At 46.7% G+C, this 18,030-nt stretch carries 18 protein-coding genes and 2 tRNA genes; 16 read left to right on the top strand and 4 right to left on the bottom strand.

Annotated features, from left to right (window positions below):
- Nucleotides 1-844 precede the first annotated feature (844 nt).
- The 5 genes from bchL (at nucleotide 845) to QUB11_RS22350 (ending at nucleotide 5,757) form a co-directional block, all read left to right on the top strand.
- Complete coding sequence (bchL, locus tag QUB11_RS22370) at nucleotides 845-1,711, top strand: ferredoxin:protochlorophyllide reductase (ATP-dependent) iron-sulfur ATP-binding protein (protein WP_006634709.1); 867 nt, start codon at nucleotides 845-847, stop codon at nucleotides 1,709-1,711.
- Nucleotides 1,712-1,745: 34 nt separating this feature from the next.
- Entirely contained in the window at nucleotides 1,746-3,179 is a 1,434-nt protein-coding gene (locus tag QUB11_RS22365; RefSeq protein ID WP_333256444.1) for a DUF5331 domain-containing protein, read from the top strand.
- A gap of 477 nt (nucleotides 3,180-3,656) precedes the next feature.
- On the top strand, nucleotides 3,657-5,066 hold the full coding sequence (locus tag QUB11_RS22360) for a ferredoxin:protochlorophyllide reductase (ATP-dependent) subunit N (protein ID WP_199292772.1): 1,410 nt from the start codon (nucleotides 3,657-3,659) through the stop codon (nucleotides 5,064-5,066).
- 84 nt (nucleotides 5,067-5,150) lie between these two features.
- Nucleotides 5,151-5,420: a type II toxin-antitoxin system HicA family toxin gene (locus tag QUB11_RS22355; protein ID WP_333200901.1), complete on the top strand. Its 270-nt coding sequence runs from the start codon at nucleotides 5,151-5,153 to the stop codon at nucleotides 5,418-5,420.
- Complete coding sequence (locus QUB11_RS22350) at nucleotides 5,392-5,757, top strand: type II toxin-antitoxin system HicB family antitoxin (RefSeq protein WP_333200899.1); 366 nt, start codon at nucleotides 5,392-5,394, stop codon at nucleotides 5,755-5,757. Before QUB11_RS22355 ends, QUB11_RS22350 begins: the two co-directional genes overlap by 29 nt.
- A gap of 128 nt (nucleotides 5,758-5,885) precedes the next feature.
- On the opposite strand, the gene QUB11_RS22345 is transcribed toward QUB11_RS22350, so the two are convergent.
- Nucleotides 5,886-6,734, bottom strand: a complete 849-nt coding sequence (locus QUB11_RS22345) for a hypothetical protein (protein ID WP_333200897.1) — start codon at nucleotides 6,732-6,734, stop codon at nucleotides 5,886-5,888.
- Between the two features lie 206 nt (nucleotides 6,735-6,940).
- Here QUB11_RS22345 and QUB11_RS22340 point away from each other — a divergent pair, with 206 nt between their 5' ends.
- The 5 genes from QUB11_RS22340 (at nucleotide 6,941) to QUB11_RS22320 (ending at nucleotide 13,291) form a co-directional block, all read left to right on the top strand.
- Nucleotides 6,941-7,996, top strand: a complete 1,056-nt coding sequence (locus QUB11_RS22340) for a hypothetical protein (RefSeq protein WP_333200895.1) — start codon at nucleotides 6,941-6,943, stop codon at nucleotides 7,994-7,996.
- A gap of 820 nt (nucleotides 7,997-8,816) precedes the next feature.
- A complete protein-coding gene (locus QUB11_RS22335; RefSeq protein ID WP_015178535.1) occupies nucleotides 8,817-9,485 on the top strand; it encodes a DUF3318 domain-containing protein in 669 nt (222 codons plus the stop codon).
- 396 nt (nucleotides 9,486-9,881) lie between these two features.
- Complete coding sequence (locus QUB11_RS22330) at nucleotides 9,882-10,880, top strand: sugar transferase (protein WP_333200891.1); 999 nt, start codon at nucleotides 9,882-9,884, stop codon at nucleotides 10,878-10,880.
- A 547-nt stretch (nucleotides 10,881-11,427) separates the two neighbouring features.
- Nucleotides 11,428-11,865: an ATP-binding protein gene (locus tag QUB11_RS22325; protein ID WP_333391765.1), complete on the top strand. Its 438-nt coding sequence runs from the start codon at nucleotides 11,428-11,430 to the stop codon at nucleotides 11,863-11,865.
- A 157-nt stretch (nucleotides 11,866-12,022) separates the two neighbouring features.
- Nucleotides 12,023-13,291, top strand: a complete 1,269-nt coding sequence (locus QUB11_RS22320) for a WcaI family glycosyltransferase (protein ID WP_333200886.1) — start codon at nucleotides 12,023-12,025, stop codon at nucleotides 13,289-13,291.
- 466 nt (nucleotides 13,292-13,757) lie between these two features.
- Here QUB11_RS22320 and QUB11_RS22315 read toward each other — a convergent pair whose 3' ends face one another.
- From QUB11_RS22315 to QUB11_RS22305, 3 genes are read right to left on the bottom strand one after another with little or no spacing between them, the layout of a single operon-like run.
- A complete protein-coding gene (locus tag QUB11_RS22315; protein WP_333154178.1) occupies nucleotides 13,758-14,033 on the bottom strand; it encodes a BrnA antitoxin family protein in 276 nt (91 codons plus the stop codon).
- Nucleotides 13,996-14,271, bottom strand: a complete 276-nt coding sequence (locus QUB11_RS22310; RefSeq protein WP_333154177.1) for a BrnT family toxin — start codon at nucleotides 14,269-14,271, stop codon at nucleotides 13,996-13,998. Before QUB11_RS22310 ends, QUB11_RS22315 begins: the two co-directional genes overlap by 38 nt.
- A gap of 49 nt (nucleotides 14,272-14,320) precedes the next feature.
- On the bottom strand, nucleotides 14,321-14,455 hold the full coding sequence (locus QUB11_RS22305) for a hypothetical protein (protein WP_333391764.1): 135 nt from the start codon (nucleotides 14,453-14,455) through the stop codon (nucleotides 14,321-14,323).
- A 19-nt stretch (nucleotides 14,456-14,474) separates the two neighbouring features.
- Here QUB11_RS22305 and yqeK point away from each other — a divergent pair, with 19 nt between their 5' ends.
- From yqeK to QUB11_RS22275, 6 genes are all read left to right on the top strand, one after another.
- A complete protein-coding gene (gene yqeK, locus QUB11_RS22300) occupies nucleotides 14,475-15,110 on the top strand; it encodes a bis(5'-nucleosyl)-tetraphosphatase (symmetrical) YqeK (protein WP_333391762.1) in 636 nt (211 codons plus the stop codon).
- A 138-nt stretch (nucleotides 15,111-15,248) separates the two neighbouring features.
- Nucleotides 15,249-15,668 (top strand): ribosome silencing factor, encoded by a 420-nt coding sequence (gene rsfS, locus QUB11_RS22295; RefSeq protein ID WP_333200882.1) that lies wholly within the window; start codon nucleotides 15,249-15,251, stop codon nucleotides 15,666-15,668.
- Nucleotides 15,669-15,670: 2 nt separating this feature from the next.
- Nucleotides 15,671-16,180, top strand: a complete 510-nt coding sequence (locus QUB11_RS22290; RefSeq protein WP_333200880.1) for a CGLD27 family protein — start codon at nucleotides 15,671-15,673, stop codon at nucleotides 16,178-16,180.
- Nucleotides 16,181-16,361: 181 nt separating this feature from the next.
- Nucleotides 16,362-17,315 (top strand): asparaginase, encoded by a 954-nt coding sequence (locus tag QUB11_RS22285; protein ID WP_333144243.1) that lies wholly within the window; start codon nucleotides 16,362-16,364, stop codon nucleotides 17,313-17,315.
- Between the two features lie 120 nt (nucleotides 17,316-17,435).
- Nucleotides 17,436-17,512: transfer RNA gene (locus QUB11_RS22280), tRNA-Met, on the top strand.
- Nucleotides 17,513-17,586: 74 nt separating this feature from the next.
- Nucleotides 17,587-17,663: transfer RNA gene (locus QUB11_RS22275), tRNA-Met, on the top strand.
- Nucleotides 17,664-18,030 lie beyond the last annotated feature (367 nt).

Here is an 18,030-nt window from a genome sequence, read left to right as displayed (position 1 = left end):
ATTTTTGTTTTATTTTTGTACCTCTTTATATTAAGAAAGTATTCTAAAATTTATTTAAAATCTAAAAATAATCTAAAAATAGATTTTTATATCAAAAAACCAGCTAAGATTCCCAAAGATGCAAAATAAACAAATTTACTAGCATTTTCATTTAGACGCCCCCTTTCTTTTCATCGCAAGTTAGCTAATAATGCTTTCAACGAGGTCAGTAACTCAGGGCTAAAGCCACTGAGCTTGTAAGAGCGATCGAGCAAGCTGTACTGACCAGCCTAAGCCTTAACTGGCTACGTTATTTAGGTCACGACACCCTGGGATGCGAAGCTAGTCCCTTGCTCTGTCGCTAGTAGTTAAACAGCCTTAAAGTCACTGAGGCAGTGCTGCCAGCCTAACAAGCCTCTATAACATTGGCGAAGCTAACATTACCCCGCAAGGGAGATCGAGGCAACCATACCTCACCAGAGGGGCAACCATACCCCTCTACCCCGCAAGGGGATTCAAAGCGATTGAAATCGCCGGGTCGTTTTCCTCTCAGGACTAAAGTCTCTGAGCTTCCCACTTACCGAGCTTTTTTGTGACTAAGGGCCGAGTCCAAAATTGGCGTAACCCAAAAACGGATACAAGCCCCAAACAAAAGTCGTCGAGATCGAAAATTTTAGTTAGAGAGAAGCCCCAGATTCATCTGTGGAGTCCATTCTTTCATCTCAAATCTGAAATCTCAAATCGACTGACAGTAAGGGAATTGCAATTGGGCTATTGCAATTGGGCTATTGCAATTGGGCGATCGAAAAAAAGCATGAAAACCCAGCCCTCATCGTTTTGATAGAAACCTATAGGAGAACCAAGAGTGAAACTAGCAGTTTACGGAAAAGGTGGAATTGGTAAATCAACAACAAGCTGCAACATCTCCGTTGCCCTAGCCAAACGCGGCAAGAAAGTTTTGCAAATCGGTTGCGATCCAAAGCACGACAGCACATTTACCCTCACTGGCTTCTTAATCCCCACAATTATTGACACCCTTCAGCAAAAGGACTATCACTACGAAGACGTTTGGCCCGAAGATGTCATCTACAAAGGCTACGGCGGCGTTGACTGCGTAGAAGCAGGCGGCCCTCCCGCAGGAGCTGGCTGCGGCGGCTATGTAGTCGGTGAAACCGTCAAACTGCTCAAAGAACTCAATGCCTTCGACGAATACGACATCATCCTGTTCGACGTACTCGGTGACGTAGTGTGCGGCGGTTTTGCAGCCCCATTGAACTACGCCGATTACTGCATGATTGTTACCGACAACGGGTTCGACGCTTTATTTGCAGCCAACCGCATCGCCGCCTCAGTCCGCGAAAAAGCCCGCACTCACCCGTTGCGGCTCGCTGGTTTAATTGGCAACCGCACCTCAAAACGCGACTTGATCGACAAGTACATTGACTCTGTACCCATGCCGGTGCTGGAAGTGCTGCCCCTGATTGAAGACATCCGCGTTTCTCGCGTCAAAGGCAAAACATTGTTTGAGATGGCCGAAAGCGATCCTTCCCTCAACTATGTCTGCGATTACTACCTCAACATCGCTGACCAGATTTTGGCAATGCCCGAAGGAGTAGTGCCCAACGACACGCCCGATCGCGAATTATTCGCCTTACTTTCAGATTTTTATCTAAATCCAGTGCAACCGGTGGTCAAGAAGGAGGAAGATGAGCTAGACCTGATGATGGTTTAATAGGTCTAGCGATCAGGATGAGGATAAAGAGGTTATGGCTTTTTTTGATACTTTTTCAGTTGCTCTCAAACAGAAGTGGTTGGACTACTACCAGGTAAATCGGGCTTGGCTGCTCCTGCACATGACGGCTGACAACACGGTCGCCACACCCGACGGCGGGAAAAGGCCTGTTTCTTACCTCATCCTGGGAATTGCGGCTGCCCTGGAGCCGGAACTCCAGCAATTAATGCTGCCCTTCTCAAAACTCAAGCCGGATGCAGACAGCCTGATCGAAGTGTTGGGGCTAAATTTTGACCCGGACATCGCGCTGGGTATGCCCTTAAATATCGTGCCGCAGACGATCGGCACATCTCCAACACCCGCAGCAGCTCAAACTGCAACTACTGCACCCGCAGCGGTTCAAACTGCCACTGCTGCACCCGCAGCAGCTCAAACTGCCACTACTGCACCCGCAGCAGCTCAAACTGCAACTGCTGTACCCGCAGCAGCTCAAACTGCAACTGCTGCACCCGCTGATGCCAAATCTAATAAATTGGGCGGTGCGGCCTTAGCAGCCGCCGGAGTAGTCGCCGGAGTCGCCGGAGCAGCAGGTCTGGCAGCTGCAGCGTCAGCACTGAGCTCAGAGGAGGAATCCTTCGATGAGTTTGAGGAAGAAGCGGTCTCCGACTTCGACATGGGCGATGACGAGGAAGAAGCGGTCTCCGACTTCGACATGGACGATGACGAGGAAGAAGCGGTCTCCGACTTCGACATGGACGATGACGAGGAAGAAGCGGTCTCCGACTTCGACATGGACGATGACGAGGAAGAAGCGGTCTCCGACTTCGACATGGGCGATGACGAGGAAGAAGCCTCGGCTTTGGACGGTCTCGGTCTCGAAGACGATGAGGAAGACGCCGTATCTGACTTCGATATGGGCGACGATGAGGAAGACGCCGTATCTGACTTTGATATGGGTGACGATGAGGAAGAAGAAGCCTTGGCTTTGGGCGGTCTCGACCTCGGCGATGACGACGAGGAAGATGAAGCCTCGGCTTTGGGCGGTCTCGACCTCGGCGATGATGACGAGGAAGATGAAGCCTCGGCTTTGGGCGGCCTCGACCTCGGCGATGACGAGGAAGATGAAGCCTCACAATTTGGGACTTTGACCTCTGGAGATCTCGAATCGGGGATTTCCGATCCGTTTGGGGAAGAAGATGCAGAGTTTGTCGCCGAAGAAATACCCGATCCTTTTGGGACAGCTACCTCAGATGACCTAGATATGGATCTGGGCGACTTGGACGATGACGGTATTGACGATTTCTCTGTATCGGATGACGATGACCTCGATGATCTCGGACTCGACGATCTGGGGGAAGCAACTACCGGAGATCCCGATGAAGATGATTTAGATGCTCTAGATCTCGGTGATTTGGATTCCGACGATGAAGATGAAGAAATTTCCGGCTTTTTATCTGATTTTAAGTGAGGTTGTTGCGATCGCCCGCATCTCTTCTAGTCTTGAAGTTGCCCGCTCTATTTGTGAGTTGTGAGTTGCGAGTTGTTAATTTTTAATTAGCTCAAACTCACAACTACCAAAAGGCTTTTTGCCGGAGCGAGTTGAAGAAAACTAAATCCCTGCTGTGAGGGATTATAAGCCCTCGCGCAGAATTTTTTAGCTCAATTTTTGGATGCTGCGGCTGCGGAAATATTGAGTTGCCTGCATCTATTTTTCAGAGGAATTAGCCCAAAATCAGGTATTTCTATTTATTGTTCGCTGCGAAAGGGCGATCGCACTTTCACAGGTGTTTTCTCGCCGCTGCGCCTGTTCGCGTTCGAGAGGAAAAAAACCTATTTCTCTCGTCCGCGAGAGCAACGAGGCGATCGCAAAAAACAGGTATTTCCTCGCTTAGCGAGCCTGTCCTGTTTCAGACTAAAAACAATTTAAAGGGAGAAGATTTGAGATATGACTGCTATTACTACTAATGAACCGGAAGCTTTAAACTTTGAATGCGAAACAGGCAATTATCACACATTTTGTCCGATTAGCTGCGTAGCTTGGCTTTATCAAAAAATTGAAGATAGTTTTTTCTTAGTCATAGGTACTAAGACTTGCGGCTATTTCTTGCAAAACGCAATGGGCGTGATGATTTTTGCTGAGCCTCGCTATGCGATGGCTGAGTTGGAAGAAGGCGATATTTCCGCTCAGTTAAACGATTATGATGAGTTGAAGCGGCTGTGCTTGCAAATTAAGCGCGATCGTAACCCCAGTGTAATTGTCTGGATCGGCACTTGCACCACCGAAATCATCAAAATGGATTTGGAAGGGTTAGCGCCGAAACTCGAAGCAGAAATTGGCATTCCCATCGTCACAGCGCGCGCTAACGGCTTGGATTACGCTTTTACTCAAGGGGAAGATACCGTTTTAGCGGCGATGGCTGCTAAATGCCCTGAGAAAGCGCCCGTGATGGAATCTCAGAAACAAGAACGCAATGCTATCTCTCAACTGCTGAATTTCGGTAAGAAAAAAGAGGAAGTTGCAGCAGATGAATCGGAATATGTCAAGCACACGCCGCTGGTACTTTTTGGTTCTTTGCCCGACCCGGTTGTTACTCAGCTAACTCTAGAATTGAAGAAGCAAGGAATCAAAGTTTCTGGTTGGCTTCCTTCCAAGCGCTACACTGAATTGCCAGTCTTGGAAGAAGGTTATTATGTATCTGGCATGAATCCGTTCTTGTCGCGCACTGCTTCTACGTTGATGCGCCGCCGCAAGTGTAAGCTAATTGGTGCGCCATTCCCGATCGGCCCTGACGGAACTCGCGCTTGGATTGAAAAGATTTGCTCAGTGTTGGGAATTGAACCAAAAGGTTTGGACGAACGGGAAGCGCAAATCTGGGCAGGTTTGGAAGATTACCTGCAAATAATTCGCGGCAAATCTGTCTTCTTTATGGGAGACAATTTGCTGGAGATTTCTTTAGCACGTTTCTTGATTCGCTGCGGCATGACTTGCCCGGAAATCGGCATTCCTTACATGGACAAGCGCTATCAGGCGGCTGAATTGGCTTTGTTAGAAAAGACTTGTCACGAGATGGGAGTTCCTACTCCTCGGATTGTGGAAAAACCAGATAATTACAATCAGTTGCAGCGGATTTACGAGCAGAATATTGACTTGGTGATTACTGGTATGGCTCACGCTAATCCTTTGGAAGCGCGGGGAATTAATACTAAGTGGTCTGTTGAGTTTACTTTTGCTCAGATTCACGGCTTTGGTAATGCGCGGGATATTTTGGAGTTGGTGACTCGTCCGCTGCGCCGGAATAATTCGCTGAAGGATTTGGGTTGGGGTAATTTGGTGAAGAATGAAGCTAAGGTTTAATTTTTGAATTTCACCTGACTACTAGCAAGGGTGGGCAATGCCCACCCTTGTTTATTAGAATAGTACAAGCATCTGTAAAACTTCATGGGCAAGTTAGGAAAACTGGTAGAACAATTTTTAGCAAATCCACCAGAAGTGCGCTTTGACGATGTGTGCTATATTCTAACAGCTTTTGGATTTGAAGAAAAGCGATCGAAAGGAAGTCACCATACTTTCCGAAATGCTGATGGATTAAAAATTACAGTTTCTAAAAAAGGTGGGAAGAAGGTAAAAGGAGTATACGTCAAGCAAATTGTTGTGCTATTAAAACTGGAGGAATGGAGCAATGAATCAGAAGATGAAAGTCAAGCTTAAATCTCTAGACTATTACTTGAGTCTTAAATATCCTATCAGTTTTTATCCAGAATCCGAAGGTTATACAGTTATAATCAAAGACCTTCCTGGCTGTATGTCTCAGGGTGAAACTTTATCGGAAGCGATGGAGAATATTCAGGAAGCTAGGGAATTATGGATAGAAACAGCTTATGAGTGTGAAGATGAGATTCCTTTACCTACAACGGAAATTGAGTATAGCGGAAATTTATCGTTGCAAATTCCTAAATCTCTACATTTGAGTTTAGCAGAAAAAGCGGAAAGGGAAGGAGTTAGTCTTGACCAGTACATTCTGGTTGTGTTAAGTAAAGCAGGTTAAAAGATAATCAGATAAGGACGATCGAGTTTGAGCGAGGCTTAAAGAGCGAGCAATCTTTTTTAGGAACCGCAGATTAACGCAGATTGACGCTGATTAACGCGGATGAAGAGTGCGATCGTACTTTTCACTCAATTTACAATTACGCCAAATTTTAATAACATTCTAGGCAAATAATCATCCAAATTCTTGATGTGTTCATCTGTTAACTCAATCAGGTTTAGTTCGTACTTCTGATATAGTTCTTGCTTCACTTCCTTACGCGCAACATACTCCGGGTTGTTCTCATATCCCCAGTATTCAATATACACTTTTCCCCCAGGAATATAAAAGTCACAGTAAGCTTCTTCCTCTATGGGTAGTCGGCGTTCATAGGCGTGAACTAGCTCCGCCATATAGAGCCAATTATCAATCAAAACTTCAGCTTTAGAGCGCACAAAATGACCGTCGGTTGTTCGATGCTGTGCACTCGCCCGAAACTTCTCGCGGAACCCTAGCTTTGTGTTTACTTCTGTTTTGCTCTGTTCTGAATTGTCACCTTTAAGACTCTCAATAGTTGCTAGAAAAACTTGATTTGTCAGTATAGATTCTGGCCACAACACATAAGGAGTGTTGTCTTGAGGGTAGGTTTTTTGCACCGCCCCAAAACCAATCCCCCGCTTAGTGGCTACCCAGCCGTTGCGCTCTTTGTTTACCAATCCTAACTCTGCTAAAATCGGATTGACTTTGTGCTTTGATATTTCTAGTTTCTCGCTGATGCTGGTAGCGGACAGAAGTGAGGGGGAAGAGGATTGTTGGGGTTTAGGTTTGGGCGCTGACACGGGTTGAGCGTTGTTAGCTTTCCAATGTTCGTAGCATAATTTGTGACCGGGTTTTGAAACTGCTTGATTGCATCCGGGCGCCGTGCAGGTTTCTGCTGAAATGGCAGATAAAGCTTGATTTATGGCTGCTAGCTTGCGGAGCAAAGGATCTAAGGTCATATTAACAGCTTGAGATATATTCAAAAATAGTACCACTTTACTTTCTATGCAGTCAATAATTAAAAACTGGCGATTCCCTTTGGGGTAGCTTCGCGCGGACTTTTACCCAACTTTTCCAGAATCCCAGCTCACAGGCCCGTAACACAATTCACGAAACGCCGCCTATAATCGAAACTAGCCCAACTCTCATCAGTTGAGAAACCGCCATGAGTCAAGACAAGGAAGAAATTAGCTATTCAGAGAAAACAGAACGTCTCAGAGTTATCGGTCAGTTTATCAAAACTGTGACACCGATGATTTGGACGATCGTAATTCTCGTAGTCATCATTCCCCTATTCGGTAACTTTCTAATTTCCCAGTCACTAACAAATACGGGAACCACAGCAGTTGTAGTCTCGCCACCGCACGATTTTAGCAAAGTCAACCAAGACATTAAAAACGCCATCCAAAAATCCCATACAACAGCCGAAACTTTCGCCTCAAAAGAGTTGGATAAATGGGAAAGCGAAGTAATTGGACGAGTAGACAATAGTTTCCTCGATTGGTACTTTGATTACTTCACTCAAAAAAAGATGGAGTTTACCGTACCTTTTAACTTCGTGAAATCTGCCGTACTCAACAGATTTGATATGACAGCAGCTTCTCAAGCTGTTTCCGAAAAATTAACCGAAGACTTTCAAAGAGAATTTGCTAACCGCGTGCTGGTACCCAAAAACGCTCAACTGCGATTTCAATTAATCACTCAAGATACTGCTAATTTGTACATATCAGAAGTTAGCAAGAATGTGAAAGTAGTTCAAAACAATTATAATATACCGCAAGTACAGTGGGACAAATATCTGAACGATATTGCTACCACAATTAGCGACAAAGGAAACGTCTCGAATTTATCATTAAAAGTATTAGTTGGCGGTAGCGGTTACTTGGTTGCTAAACCCTTAATTTTGGGAGTAGCAGCTAAAGTTGGTAGTAAAGTTACCGCAAAACTTGCCAGCAAAGCCGCCGCCAAGGTAGCCACAAAAACAGGCGGTACAGTTGCTAGTCAGTTGGGAGTAAGTTTAATCGACCCGATTGTCGGCATCGGAATTATCATCTGGGATTTGTGGGATTATAATCACACAGTCAAAGTAGAAAGACCGATTTTGCGGGCACACATTGTAGAATATTTTAAAGATGTCAAAAAGTCTCTGCTCACAAATCCTGAAAGTGGAATTATGGCAGCAATTTATCAGTTAGAAAGCGGTCTTCTCAAGTCGCTTTAATCATTTAGCGTTGCTTAATAACAGGTATGAATTGAATAGTTCGGAATTGCGATAAGGCAAGTCGGGTGAGTTTTGTAACTTCAGAAAAAAGTTGGTTCATACCGTTAATTAGCAACCTAAAAAAAATAAGATAGAGGAACAACGAGAAGAGTTGCAAGATTTTATGGAATATAAAAATATCATAAAATGGAAGAAAGCGCAAGCTGTTTAACTCAGGTTAAAAGGATTTGGTTATCTAGAAAAATAAAAAAAATAGACGTTTTAACAACAAGTTTTATTACCAAAACTCACAGAAAAGACTTAGCCGGTAATCGCGAAATTAAATTTAAAACATCCAGGCTAAAAAGCTCTCCGCAACGCCTCGACTTCCTATCTCAACCCGCAGCCAAAATAGATCATAACTAGAAAGATATTTGAGGTAGAATTATGAGGTAATATTTAAATCCGGGTCAAGTTCCTATCGAATATTGAAAGCGGTTAATTAATCTGGCAGAAAGCCAAGGTATAAAAATCGAGAAAACAGCGAGAAGTTATTCACAAAAGACTCTATATTGGTCGGAAAGGATTATCAAAGCATAAGCCAGAAATAGCAGTAGGATAACTGGTACTGTATCCCTTAGATGAGTGTCAGTCCGTCGCTCAAATAATCCAAAGGAAATGATCGAGTCGGCAGTTGCGATCGCCCCCTGAGACTAAAATCAAGTAAAATTGCCAGTATTAGTCGATCGACCCCCGTTGCTAGACTATATTTGGATTCAAGGTTTGCTATACTCCAGAAATAGACACATATTAACCTTTGGAAAATCAATAGGCCGGAGCTATGACATCCTATGCAACCTCTACAGCAAGAGCCGAGATGAGTGAGATCCGGCGCTTGAAAAACATACTGCCCCCAGAACTCCAAAGTTGGGTAACAGTAGAAAAAACAATAGAAGTTAATCCTACCCTGATCCGCAGCGAAGAAATAGGCAAAGACCAGGTAGAAATCCAAATAGACCTGATCCGCTGGGAACAGCTAGCAATGGATCAGCGTAACCTCCTATTTTGGCACGAAGTCGCCAGAATCCAAAACGACACCATCCCCAGAGACGGTTGGGAAATGGCAGCCCTCGCCATTGGTTTAGGCGGCGCTGTCGGCGAACTTTGGGTGCAAGACGGCTTGCTGCTGTTACTAGCCCTATCCCTGTGCGGCGTCTCCGGCTGGAGACTTTACCAAAAAAACAACGGAGAGAAAAGTTTAAAAGAAGCAGTAGACGCCGACGAAAAAGCCCTCGCCCTGGCAACCCGCTTCGGCTACACTCTCCCAAACGCCTACAAAAGCCTCGGCAGCGCCTTAAAAACCTTAATCGAGCAAACTTCCAAAAAACAGCAGCGGGCTAAATACGAAGCTCGTCTCCAGGCCCTCAAACGCAACGCAGCCAAAGCCAAAGCCAAAGTCAAACCCATCACCCGCGAAACATCCCAGTCAGAAAACGTCTACAATTCTTAACCTCATCCCCCGACGCTGGTTACGGGGGTTTTCCAGTTAACGGTTAACTGTTGACTTCTGTGTTAGCGGTTAACTGTTAACTTAGGTGGCTATCCCCTGCAAGACAGGCACTCCAATTATTAACGACAAGATTAATCGGCCTGAATCCACAAAAATCTTGATTCCGATGTCAAAGTTTGGCCGCGACTGCGTTCAAAAATCTTTGGGCAAAAACTGGCAAAAATAGACTTAAGTCTATTTTTGCCTTTGATATCATTCTCGGCGGGCGAGTTGGCAGGCGTTTTTGTAAAGTTTGTATAAAGCTAGCCTTTTGTTAACCATAATATTTGGTAAAGGAGGAGCTGCTAGGACAGAATAGGCTAAAGACATCAGCTTGAAATTTGAAACCAGGACTTCATGGTCAGTCAAACCCCAGAGGCAGATTTTCGGGTAACGTACTCGGACGAGATTCCCTCAGTTCACATACCCGTGCGCTTGAGCGTACTTGAAGCCGTAAACTTCAAGACAACCTGCCAGCAACTTTTTTCGGGCAGCACCGTTCCCAGCAAGATTGTCCTAGACTTCAGTCAGACGACATTCATCGACAGTAGCGGGATAGGTGCTTTAGTCAGCAATCTGAAATTTGCCAAACAGCGCGGCAGCGACTTGGTGCTCCGAAGCCTCAAGCCACAGGTGATGGCAGTATTTGCTCTCACCAGCCTAGATCAAGTGCTGACGATCGAGCAGCCCTCTGCAACCTCAACTCCGATAGAGACCAACCCCTCGGACAATCACCTACCGATGACCCACCCCTCAGTGCAGTCGTGGGTGAAGCGACTGATAGACATTGTTGGGGCAATAGTCGGTTTGATGATTACAGGAATTTTGTTCGTACCCATAGCAGCAGCCATCACTATCAACGATCCAGGCCCGATATTTTTCGGTCAAACCCGCTGTGGCTGGATGGGCAGACAATTTCGGATTTGGAAATTTCGATCGATGTGTACCAACGCCGAAGCCATGAAAGACCAAATCAAAAACCAAGCTTCTGGCGCATTTTTCAAAAATGACAACGACCCGCGGATTACCAAAGTCGGGCGCATCTTACGCAAAACCAGTCTCGACGAACTGCCGCAGTTTTGGAACGTGCTCAAAGGCGAAATGAGTCTAGTCGGCACCAGACCGCCAACGCCAGACGAAGTTGAGCGCTACGAAGTCCCTCAGTGGCAGCGTTTGGATGTCAAACCCGGGATGACAGGAGAATGGCAAGTCAACGGTCGCTCTCAAGTCCGCGATTTTGAAGATGTCATCCGTTTAGATTTAAAATACCAACAAAACTGGAGCCTGATGTATGACTTGAAACTAATTGTTAAAACTGTAACAGTCCTGTTTAACAAAAATAGCGGCGCTGTGTAGGAGCCCTCAACAACCCAGACTTGAACTTTCAGGTGCTGTTGTCGACGGGCGACGGGAACTCGAACTCGATACTTAGTCAAGCAGACGATCGCTAGCGATACCTACGTTAGCATTAAGTGTTAAAATTCACACGCCCAGAAAATGCACAGCTAGTTGCCAGCTCTGGAATCAGAGCATTAATAATTAGCAATTAGCCAGTTCGAGGTCATAATCGAATGAGCCCAGCATGATTTTCGAGGACGAGAAGAACTCACCTGTGTTTAGAAAAGTAGCGACTCCTAACACGGTCGAAGCTTAAATCACTGCCTCCCAAGCTGACTCGGAAATTTTCCCTATTTAAACGCCCTACCGAGGCGGGTTACAGTATCAGAAGTCTCTCATTTGCTGTGCGAGTAAATGGTGCGAAAGGAATGCTCACCTTGAGGCAAAACGGGCTTCTTCAACTCAAGCTTGACTTAACTAATATGTTGCCAAGACCTTGCCCTCCTTTTTATCTCCCTCCGGCGCTGAGTACAGCGGTGGTGGGGGCCGACCAGGGGGAAGAAAGATGAAAGACAAGCAACCAAAGGCCGAGTGGCACCTGCAGGTTGAAACAGACCTGAATGCTTTAACATCCGTTTTGGAATGGTTGGAGAATATCGTTTTGCCCATGATACCAGCGGATTTCTGGTGGCAGTGCCGACTGATAATTAACGAAGGCTTTACAAACGCTGTCCGCCACGCTCACCAGAACTTGCCCCCCACGACGCCCATAGACATTGAGGTAAAAGTGTTTGCCGATTACTTAGAAATTAGGATTTGGGACAGGGGTCAACCCTTCAACTTAGAAGCAAAGCTGCACTCGATCATGCAAGAGCAGCGCGATCCTTTGGACAGAGAAGGAGAAAGGGGACTGGTGTTCATGTACAAGCTCACAGACGAGCTTCGGTATATCCGTACCGACGATCGCCGCAACTGCCTGGTAATGCGAAAAAACATTAGCTGAGGGCGCGATACCCGCCCGGTAAGGGCGGCTTCTTTCCCAAGGAGTGGAAGACTCGCCCCCTATTGTCCTACCCGGAACCCAACCACATCCTCTGCAATTCTGCGGGTGCAGGCTTGATGCACGCGGCTGCAGGACAATTGGCTTCAAAATAAATATTATGCGTATTCTAATTTATTCCTATAACTACTATCCAGAGCCGATCGGCATTGCCCCCCTGATGACAGAACTAGCGCAAGGCTTAGTCAAGCGCGGCCACCAAGTCCGAGTCGTCACAGGAATGCCCAACTATCCCCAGCGCCGGATTTATCCGCAATATGAGGGCAAATTTTACCTCACAGAAGAACACAACGGCGTCACAATTCAGCGCAGCTATCTGCGCGTCAACGGCCCCCACCCCAGCCTCCTAGACCGACTTGTCCTAGACGGCAGTTTTGTCGTCTCCAGCGCCGTCCAAGCCTTCAGAGGCTGGCGTCCCGACGTGATTTTCTCGACAATGCCCCCTTTACCGATTTGCGTCCCAGTCGCCTTTTACGGCTGGATTCGCGCTTGCCCGATCGTCCTCAACGTTCAGGATATCGTCTCAGAAGCAGCCGTGCGCGTCGGCTTGGTCAAAAAAAACGGACTGCTAGTTCGCATTGCTGACGCTTTGGAAAAATTGGCCTACAGCACAGCCAGCCAAGTCAGCGTCATCGACAGCGGTTTTGTCACCAAATTGCACTCTCAAGGAGTACCCCCCGAAAAAATAGTTTGCGTTCCCAATTGGGTTGATGTTAATTTCATTCGGCCCTTACCCAAAGAAAGTAACTCATTTCGAGAAACCCACAAACTCAAGGGCAAATTTGTCGTTCTCTATGCAGGCAATATTGCCCTAACTCAAGGCTTGCAAACAGTTGTCCAAGCAGCGGCTCGTTTGAAACACATAACCGAAATTGCTTTTGTAATTGTGGGGGAATCAACAGCCTTGGCGCGCTTGCAACAAGATTGCGAAACTTACAAAGCTAATAATGTAATGCTGCTACCATTTGAACCGCGAGAAAAATTGCCCGAATTGTTAGCTGCTGCTGATGTTAGTTTAGTCGTACAAAAGCGTCGCGTTACTAACTTCAATATGCCTTCAAAAATTCAAGTAATTCTCGCCAGCGGCAGGGCAATTTTGGCGTCGGTGCCCGAAACCGGTACGGCCCAGAAAGCAGTGCAGCAAAGCGGTGGCGGGGTGGTGGTAGCGCCGGAAGATCCGCAGGCTTTGGCTGATGCAGTTGAAGATTTGTACTTGCATCCTGCTAAGGTGGATGCCTTGGGCGAGCAAGGCAGAAATTATGCTGTGGAGAATTACGGATTTGAGGAAGCTTTGAATCATTATGAAGCTTTATTTGCGGCGGTGGCAGCGAGTCATGGTGAGAAAATATTGGAGCCTTTGCCGAAATAAGATAAGCGCTTGAAACCGCCCGTGCTTACAGTGGCAAAAGATGTTCTGATCACTACAGAACGAACGCTCGTTAAGATAAACGCCCAAAAAATGAAAGACTGAGGATTGATCGATTTAATTCCCCAATATACCAGCACCGGAACTGTGCCCGCCGCCATCCAGACAGCCATTACTGCCCCGATTCAAAGTAAAATAGCGATAACTTATAAAGGATTTTTGACGGCCAGTAACGGCCATTTCGATTAAGCTTTTTAGCGAAAATCCCCTTTTCAACAAAATGGCAATCAAAATTACCATCGAAGCCCGAAGTGGAGCAACTATAAAATAACCTTTGATGGCACTGACTAAAAGTAGAATAAATGAAATATAGCCTTTCGAGCGAAAGATGAGGTACTCATGGGCATAGGGCTAATGGCATACCTCACTTTTTTGAGAACCGCTATAATTACAAAAAATAGCACATCCCTTATTGATGGGCTTTCATGTATTCTCTTAGTAAGGCGTTGATCTGGGTCTGATAACCACGACCTTGAGATTTAAACCACTCCAAAACATCACTGTCAATGCGTAAGGTAACTTGAGCTTTAGTCTTAGGGTTGGGCAAGCCTCGCCGAACTACGGCTTTAGCAAACATTTCAGGCGTAATTTCCGGGCAATCAGAGAAATCAATATCTTCATCAGTCATGGCATCTAGGCGTTCCCAATCAGTTTGAGATTTGCTCGAAGTAAATTCGTTGTTCATATTTAGTTGCTTTTCTAGCGGAAATAATGCGGGTATATTCCTCTCGTTCTGTATGGACAATAGCGACTACTCGCCCTTGCAACAAACCAAAAGTCACAAACCTCTGCTCCCCATAACTGAATCGTTCGTCCTCAACCGTAACGATTTCTCCATCAAAAACTAATGGAACGTCGATAAAGTCAATTCCATGTTTGCTAAGGTTGGTAAGACGTTTAGTCTCATCCCACTCAAATTCCATACCTTGATTGTTACTAGATATTGTAACTACAATTTGTAGTTACAGCCACTTACTTTAACATATCTTTGGATTGTTCAGGTAGAGCCGATCGCCGCCTTCGCCCCTCCCCATCCCAGATATCACCACACCCCCGCGTGCCCGACACCGCAGCCGATCGAAACAAAACGCTAAAATAGTAGCTCATACAATTTTGGAGTTAATACTTGGCACTTGCACCCGCGCGCGAAAACGTCCTAGCTTGGCTCTGTGACCGCGTTCCTGCTGCCCGCATCAAACACATCCTCGGAGTCGAACAAGTAGCAGGTGACTTGGCTCGCCATTACGGCCTCGACGAAGCAAAAGCCCGAACTGCCGGTTTGTTGCACGATTTGGCAAAATACTTCAAACCTCAACTGCTGCTGCACATGGCCCAGAAGGAAGGTTTAGAGTTAGACTCAGTGTTGGAAGCACACCCGCATTTGCTGCACGCAGACGCCAGCGCGATCGTCGCCAGAGACGAATTCGGGGTGGTCGATCGAGAAATTTTGGACGCCATCGCCCATCACACCCTCGGCAGACCAAACATGAGTCAGCTCAGTTGTACCGTATTTGTAGCAGATACCATAGAGCCGAGCCGCGGCAACACAGCCGAACTAGAAGCACTGCGCGAGGCAAGCTGGCAAAATCTTTATGCAGCCGTGTGGCAAACTAGCGATTATTCTCTTAAATATTTGCTAGAAACTCGCTGCTACATCCACCCCCGCACCGTACTTACGCGGAATTGGGCGCTGCAAATGGCCCGCGAATCGCCGGAAAGAGGAAATTCGACAGAAAAGTCGATCGAACAAATCACAAGTTAAAAGTAAAATTTACCAGAAATCCTGTCCTTACTTTTAGCTTCAACCTAACTCCTATTTCCCGTCTCAAACTGCCAACAACCGAAAGCGAATAGCGCACCCATTTCCCCTTACCCTATCAATTAGGAAATTAAACACTGAATGTCAGATCTAACTCAACTCGAATATTCCAGGGCCCAGTCTACAGCAACGGCCGGCACCTCCTCAGACGAAGCCCGTGGCATGATCATGACCGTTGCCCAAGCAGCCGATGACCGCAAAGCAGTAGATATTGTATTGCTCCGGGTGGCAGAAGTATGCTATTTGGCAGACTACTTTGCGATCATCACCGGATTTTCCAATGTCCAGGTACGAGCCATCTCCCAAGCGATAGCAGACCAAGTGGAAGAAGAGTGGCAACGCTTGCCACTGCGTACACAAGGCCTATCAGATGCTAGTTGGGTCGTCATGGACTACGGCGACGCGATCATTCACATTTTGAAGCCTCAAGAGCGGGAGTTCTACAATTTAGAAGCGTTCTGGGGACACGCCGAACGCATTGACTTTTCCCCCACGCTGTGAGGATGGCTAATGTGAAAAACGTTTCTGCTTCTATTTGTCCAGTTCCGCAAGAACAGCGACCGATCAATGAATACCAAGAACTTAAAGAATCCTGGTTTTTTAGCTGGGTAACACTCAATTGGCCCGGATACCTGGCAAAACTAGCTTGGGTTTGGGCTTGGAGTTGCTTGGTATCGGTGCCGATAGCTGCTTCTAGCTTTGCTCCTGTCAAGTATCCAGCTCAGTTTGTCCTGTGCGGTGCCGCAGGTGCCAGTTTTATTCTAGGATTAGCTTTGCTGCGGCTCTACTTGGGTTGGTTCTACGTGCGATCGCGCCTTTCAAATCCCACGGTCGTCTACGAAGAGTCTGGCTGGTACGATTGTCAATCTTGGCCTAAAACTCCCGAAGTTTTGCTTCAAGACCAGTTGATTGTCAACTACCAACTAGAACCAATTCTCCGGCGTCTGCGGCAGACATTTTATGGTTTGACAGTGTTGCTGGTTGCCGGGGGACTAATTTGGAGTTGTTTGTAATCGGGAATGGAAGGGAGTTTTGAGTTTTGAGATTGCCGCGCACAGCCAACAACACACACGGAGTGCATGAGTGAGAAACGATCGCCGAAAGATTAACTTTATAACTCTTAACTGGCAGCTCGCAACTCATAACTTCCACCGGCCCCAATCTAAAATCTAAAATCTAAAATCTAAAATTGATATGACAAGGGGAAAACGAACCCAAGCTCCCGAACTGGAAGTCACACTGCTGCGCGAAGGTATTGTAGAATCGAGGCACCGCGCCCAGGCCGCTGTCTGCGACAACCGCGGGCGCGTTCTGTCTGTTGCTGGTAACTCGGAAACGGCCTCATTTGTCCGTTCTTCACTCAAGCCTTTTCAAGCTTTGGCGGTGACGGGGACTGGCACTTTAGAACGCTACGAATTGACCGATCGAGATTTAGCGATTATTTGCAGTTCCCATCAAGGTACGATCGAGCAATCGCGCCAGGTATTTAACGTCCTGTGGCGCTGCGACATTGACCCCTCTAAACTTCAATGCCCCATTCCCGAAGGCAAAAAGAGCGCCCTGCAATACAACTGCTCCGGCAAACACGCCGGAATGCTGGCTGTCTGTCAGCAACTGCACTGGCCTCTGGACACTTATTTACGCCGCAAACATCCTGTCCAGCAGCTTATTTTGGGCAAAGTGGCTGACCTGCTGGCAATGCCTGCCGAAGAGTTTATCAGCGCTCGCGACGACTGCGGCGCTCCTACCTATCTGTTGCAGTTGGGGCAAATGGCGTCTTTGTATGCTCAGTTAGCCTCCGGCAACAATGTGGATATGGAGCGGATTGTCCGCGCTATGACTCATCACCCGATGATGGTTGCCGGTGAGGGCAAATTTGATACGGAACTGATGCGTTTGACTCAAGGGGAATTGGTGAGCAAGTCCGGCGCCGAAGGGGTGCAGTGCATTGGCCGCGTTGGCGAAGGCATGGGCTTGGCAATTAAGGTGACGGATGGGGGAAAGCGCGCTCAATTTGCTGTGGCGATTCACTTGCTCAAGCAGTTGGGGTGGATTACTCCGACGATCGCCGAAACTCTGGCGGAGACTTACCTCACTCTCAGTGAGTTCAAGCGATTGGAGGTAATCGGGGAAGTTTCGATGCTTTAGGGCGATCGAGACTGGCTCGCCGATTTGAGCAACCCCTCCCACAATCTAAAAAGTTTTTTTGATTTAGGGGTTGCAATTTTCCGAAAGATATGTTTATATTAATAAAGATACAAAAAACGACGCGGGATAGAGCAGCCTGGTAGCTCGTCGGGCTCATAACCCGAAGGTCAGTGGTTCAAATCCACTTCCCGCCACCAAATTCAAGCGAACCCTGTAATCGTTAAGGTTTCAGGGTTTTGTTTTTGGAAACCACTAAAGAGAGATAAAGCGACGCGGGATAGAGCAGCCTGGTAGCTCGTCGGGCTCATAACCCGAAGGTCAGTGGTTCAAATCCACTTCCCGCCACCAAATTAAACAAGACAAGCCCCGGCAGCCTAAAAGTTGCTGGGGTTTGTTTTATGCCGTCTGTTTGATGGCGTCTGCGATCGCATCTTCGACAGATTGAAAGCAGTTTATTTTAGGCGGCAACAAAAATGAGGACACAGCAGCGCTGTGTCCCTAGTGTATATTTGTATTTTTATGTTTGAGAAAAAATAAGACCCACCCTCAACCCAAACACTTAACCCTATACTTTTCGACGACCGTTTGTGCAAGCTTTATTTGTCAAAAAATTGCAATCCGATATCCATATTTTTTAACCCACATTCCGCAGATGTGATTATCTTACTGGTATTTTTCAAAAATCAAAGCCATAAAGCTTTTTTTAGTCTAACTA

This window comes from Microcoleus sp. B6-A1 (assembly GCF_036705085.1).
Classification (GTDB): domain Bacteria; phylum Cyanobacteriota; class Cyanobacteriia; order Cyanobacteriales; family Microcoleaceae; genus Microcoleus.
The sequence above is the reverse complement of the archived record's forward strand: the minus strand, read 5'-3'. Positions and strand labels throughout refer to the sequence as shown.

Bases quoted from the DNA above. Each gene is read 5' to 3' on its own strand.
- QUB11_RS22315 (WP_333154178.1), bottom strand. From the start codon at position 14,033: ATGAACAACGAATTTACTTCGAGCAAATCTCAAACTGATTGGGAACGC.
- QUB11_RS22350 (WP_333200899.1), top strand. From the start codon at position 5,392: ATGAATCAGAAGATGAAAGTCAAGCTTAAATCTCTAGACTATTACTTG.
- rsfS (WP_333200882.1), top strand. From the start codon at position 15,249: ATGTCAGATCTAACTCAACTCGAATATTCCAGGGCCCAGTCTACAGCA.
- QUB11_RS22325 (WP_333391765.1), top strand. From the start codon at position 11,428: ATGAAAGACAAGCAACCAAAGGCCGAGTGGCACCTGCAGGTTGAAACA.
- QUB11_RS22345 (WP_333200897.1), bottom strand. From the start codon at position 6,734: ATGACCTTAGATCCTTTGCTCCGCAAGCTAGCAGCCATAAATCAAGCT.
- QUB11_RS22330 (WP_333200891.1), top strand. From the start codon at position 9,882: ATGGTCAGTCAAACCCCAGAGGCAGATTTTCGGGTAACGTACTCGGAC.
- QUB11_RS22335 (WP_015178535.1), top strand. From the start codon at position 8,817: ATGACATCCTATGCAACCTCTACAGCAAGAGCCGAGATGAGTGAGATC.
- QUB11_RS22290 (WP_333200880.1), top strand. From the start codon at position 15,671: ATGGCTAATGTGAAAAACGTTTCTGCTTCTATTTGTCCAGTTCCGCAA.
- QUB11_RS22305 (WP_333391764.1), bottom strand. From the start codon at position 14,455: ATGAGCTACTATTTTAGCGTTTTGTTTCGATCGGCTGCGGTGTCGGGC.
- QUB11_RS22320 (WP_333200886.1), top strand. From the start codon at position 12,023: ATGCGTATTCTAATTTATTCCTATAACTACTATCCAGAGCCGATCGGC.
- QUB11_RS22285 (WP_333144243.1), top strand. From the start codon at position 16,362: ATGACAAGGGGAAAACGAACCCAAGCTCCCGAACTGGAAGTCACACTG.
- QUB11_RS22360 (WP_199292772.1), top strand. From the start codon at position 3,657: ATGACTGCTATTACTACTAATGAACCGGAAGCTTTAAACTTTGAATGC.
- QUB11_RS22340 (WP_333200895.1), top strand. From the start codon at position 6,941: ATGAGTCAAGACAAGGAAGAAATTAGCTATTCAGAGAAAACAGAACGT.
- QUB11_RS22355 (WP_333200901.1), top strand. From the start codon at position 5,151: ATGGGCAAGTTAGGAAAACTGGTAGAACAATTTTTAGCAAATCCACCA.
- QUB11_RS22365 (WP_333256444.1), top strand. From the start codon at position 1,746: ATGGCTTTTTTTGATACTTTTTCAGTTGCTCTCAAACAGAAGTGGTTG.
- QUB11_RS22310 (WP_333154177.1), bottom strand. From the start codon at position 14,271: ATGGAATTTGAGTGGGATGAGACTAAACGTCTTACCAACCTTAGCAAA.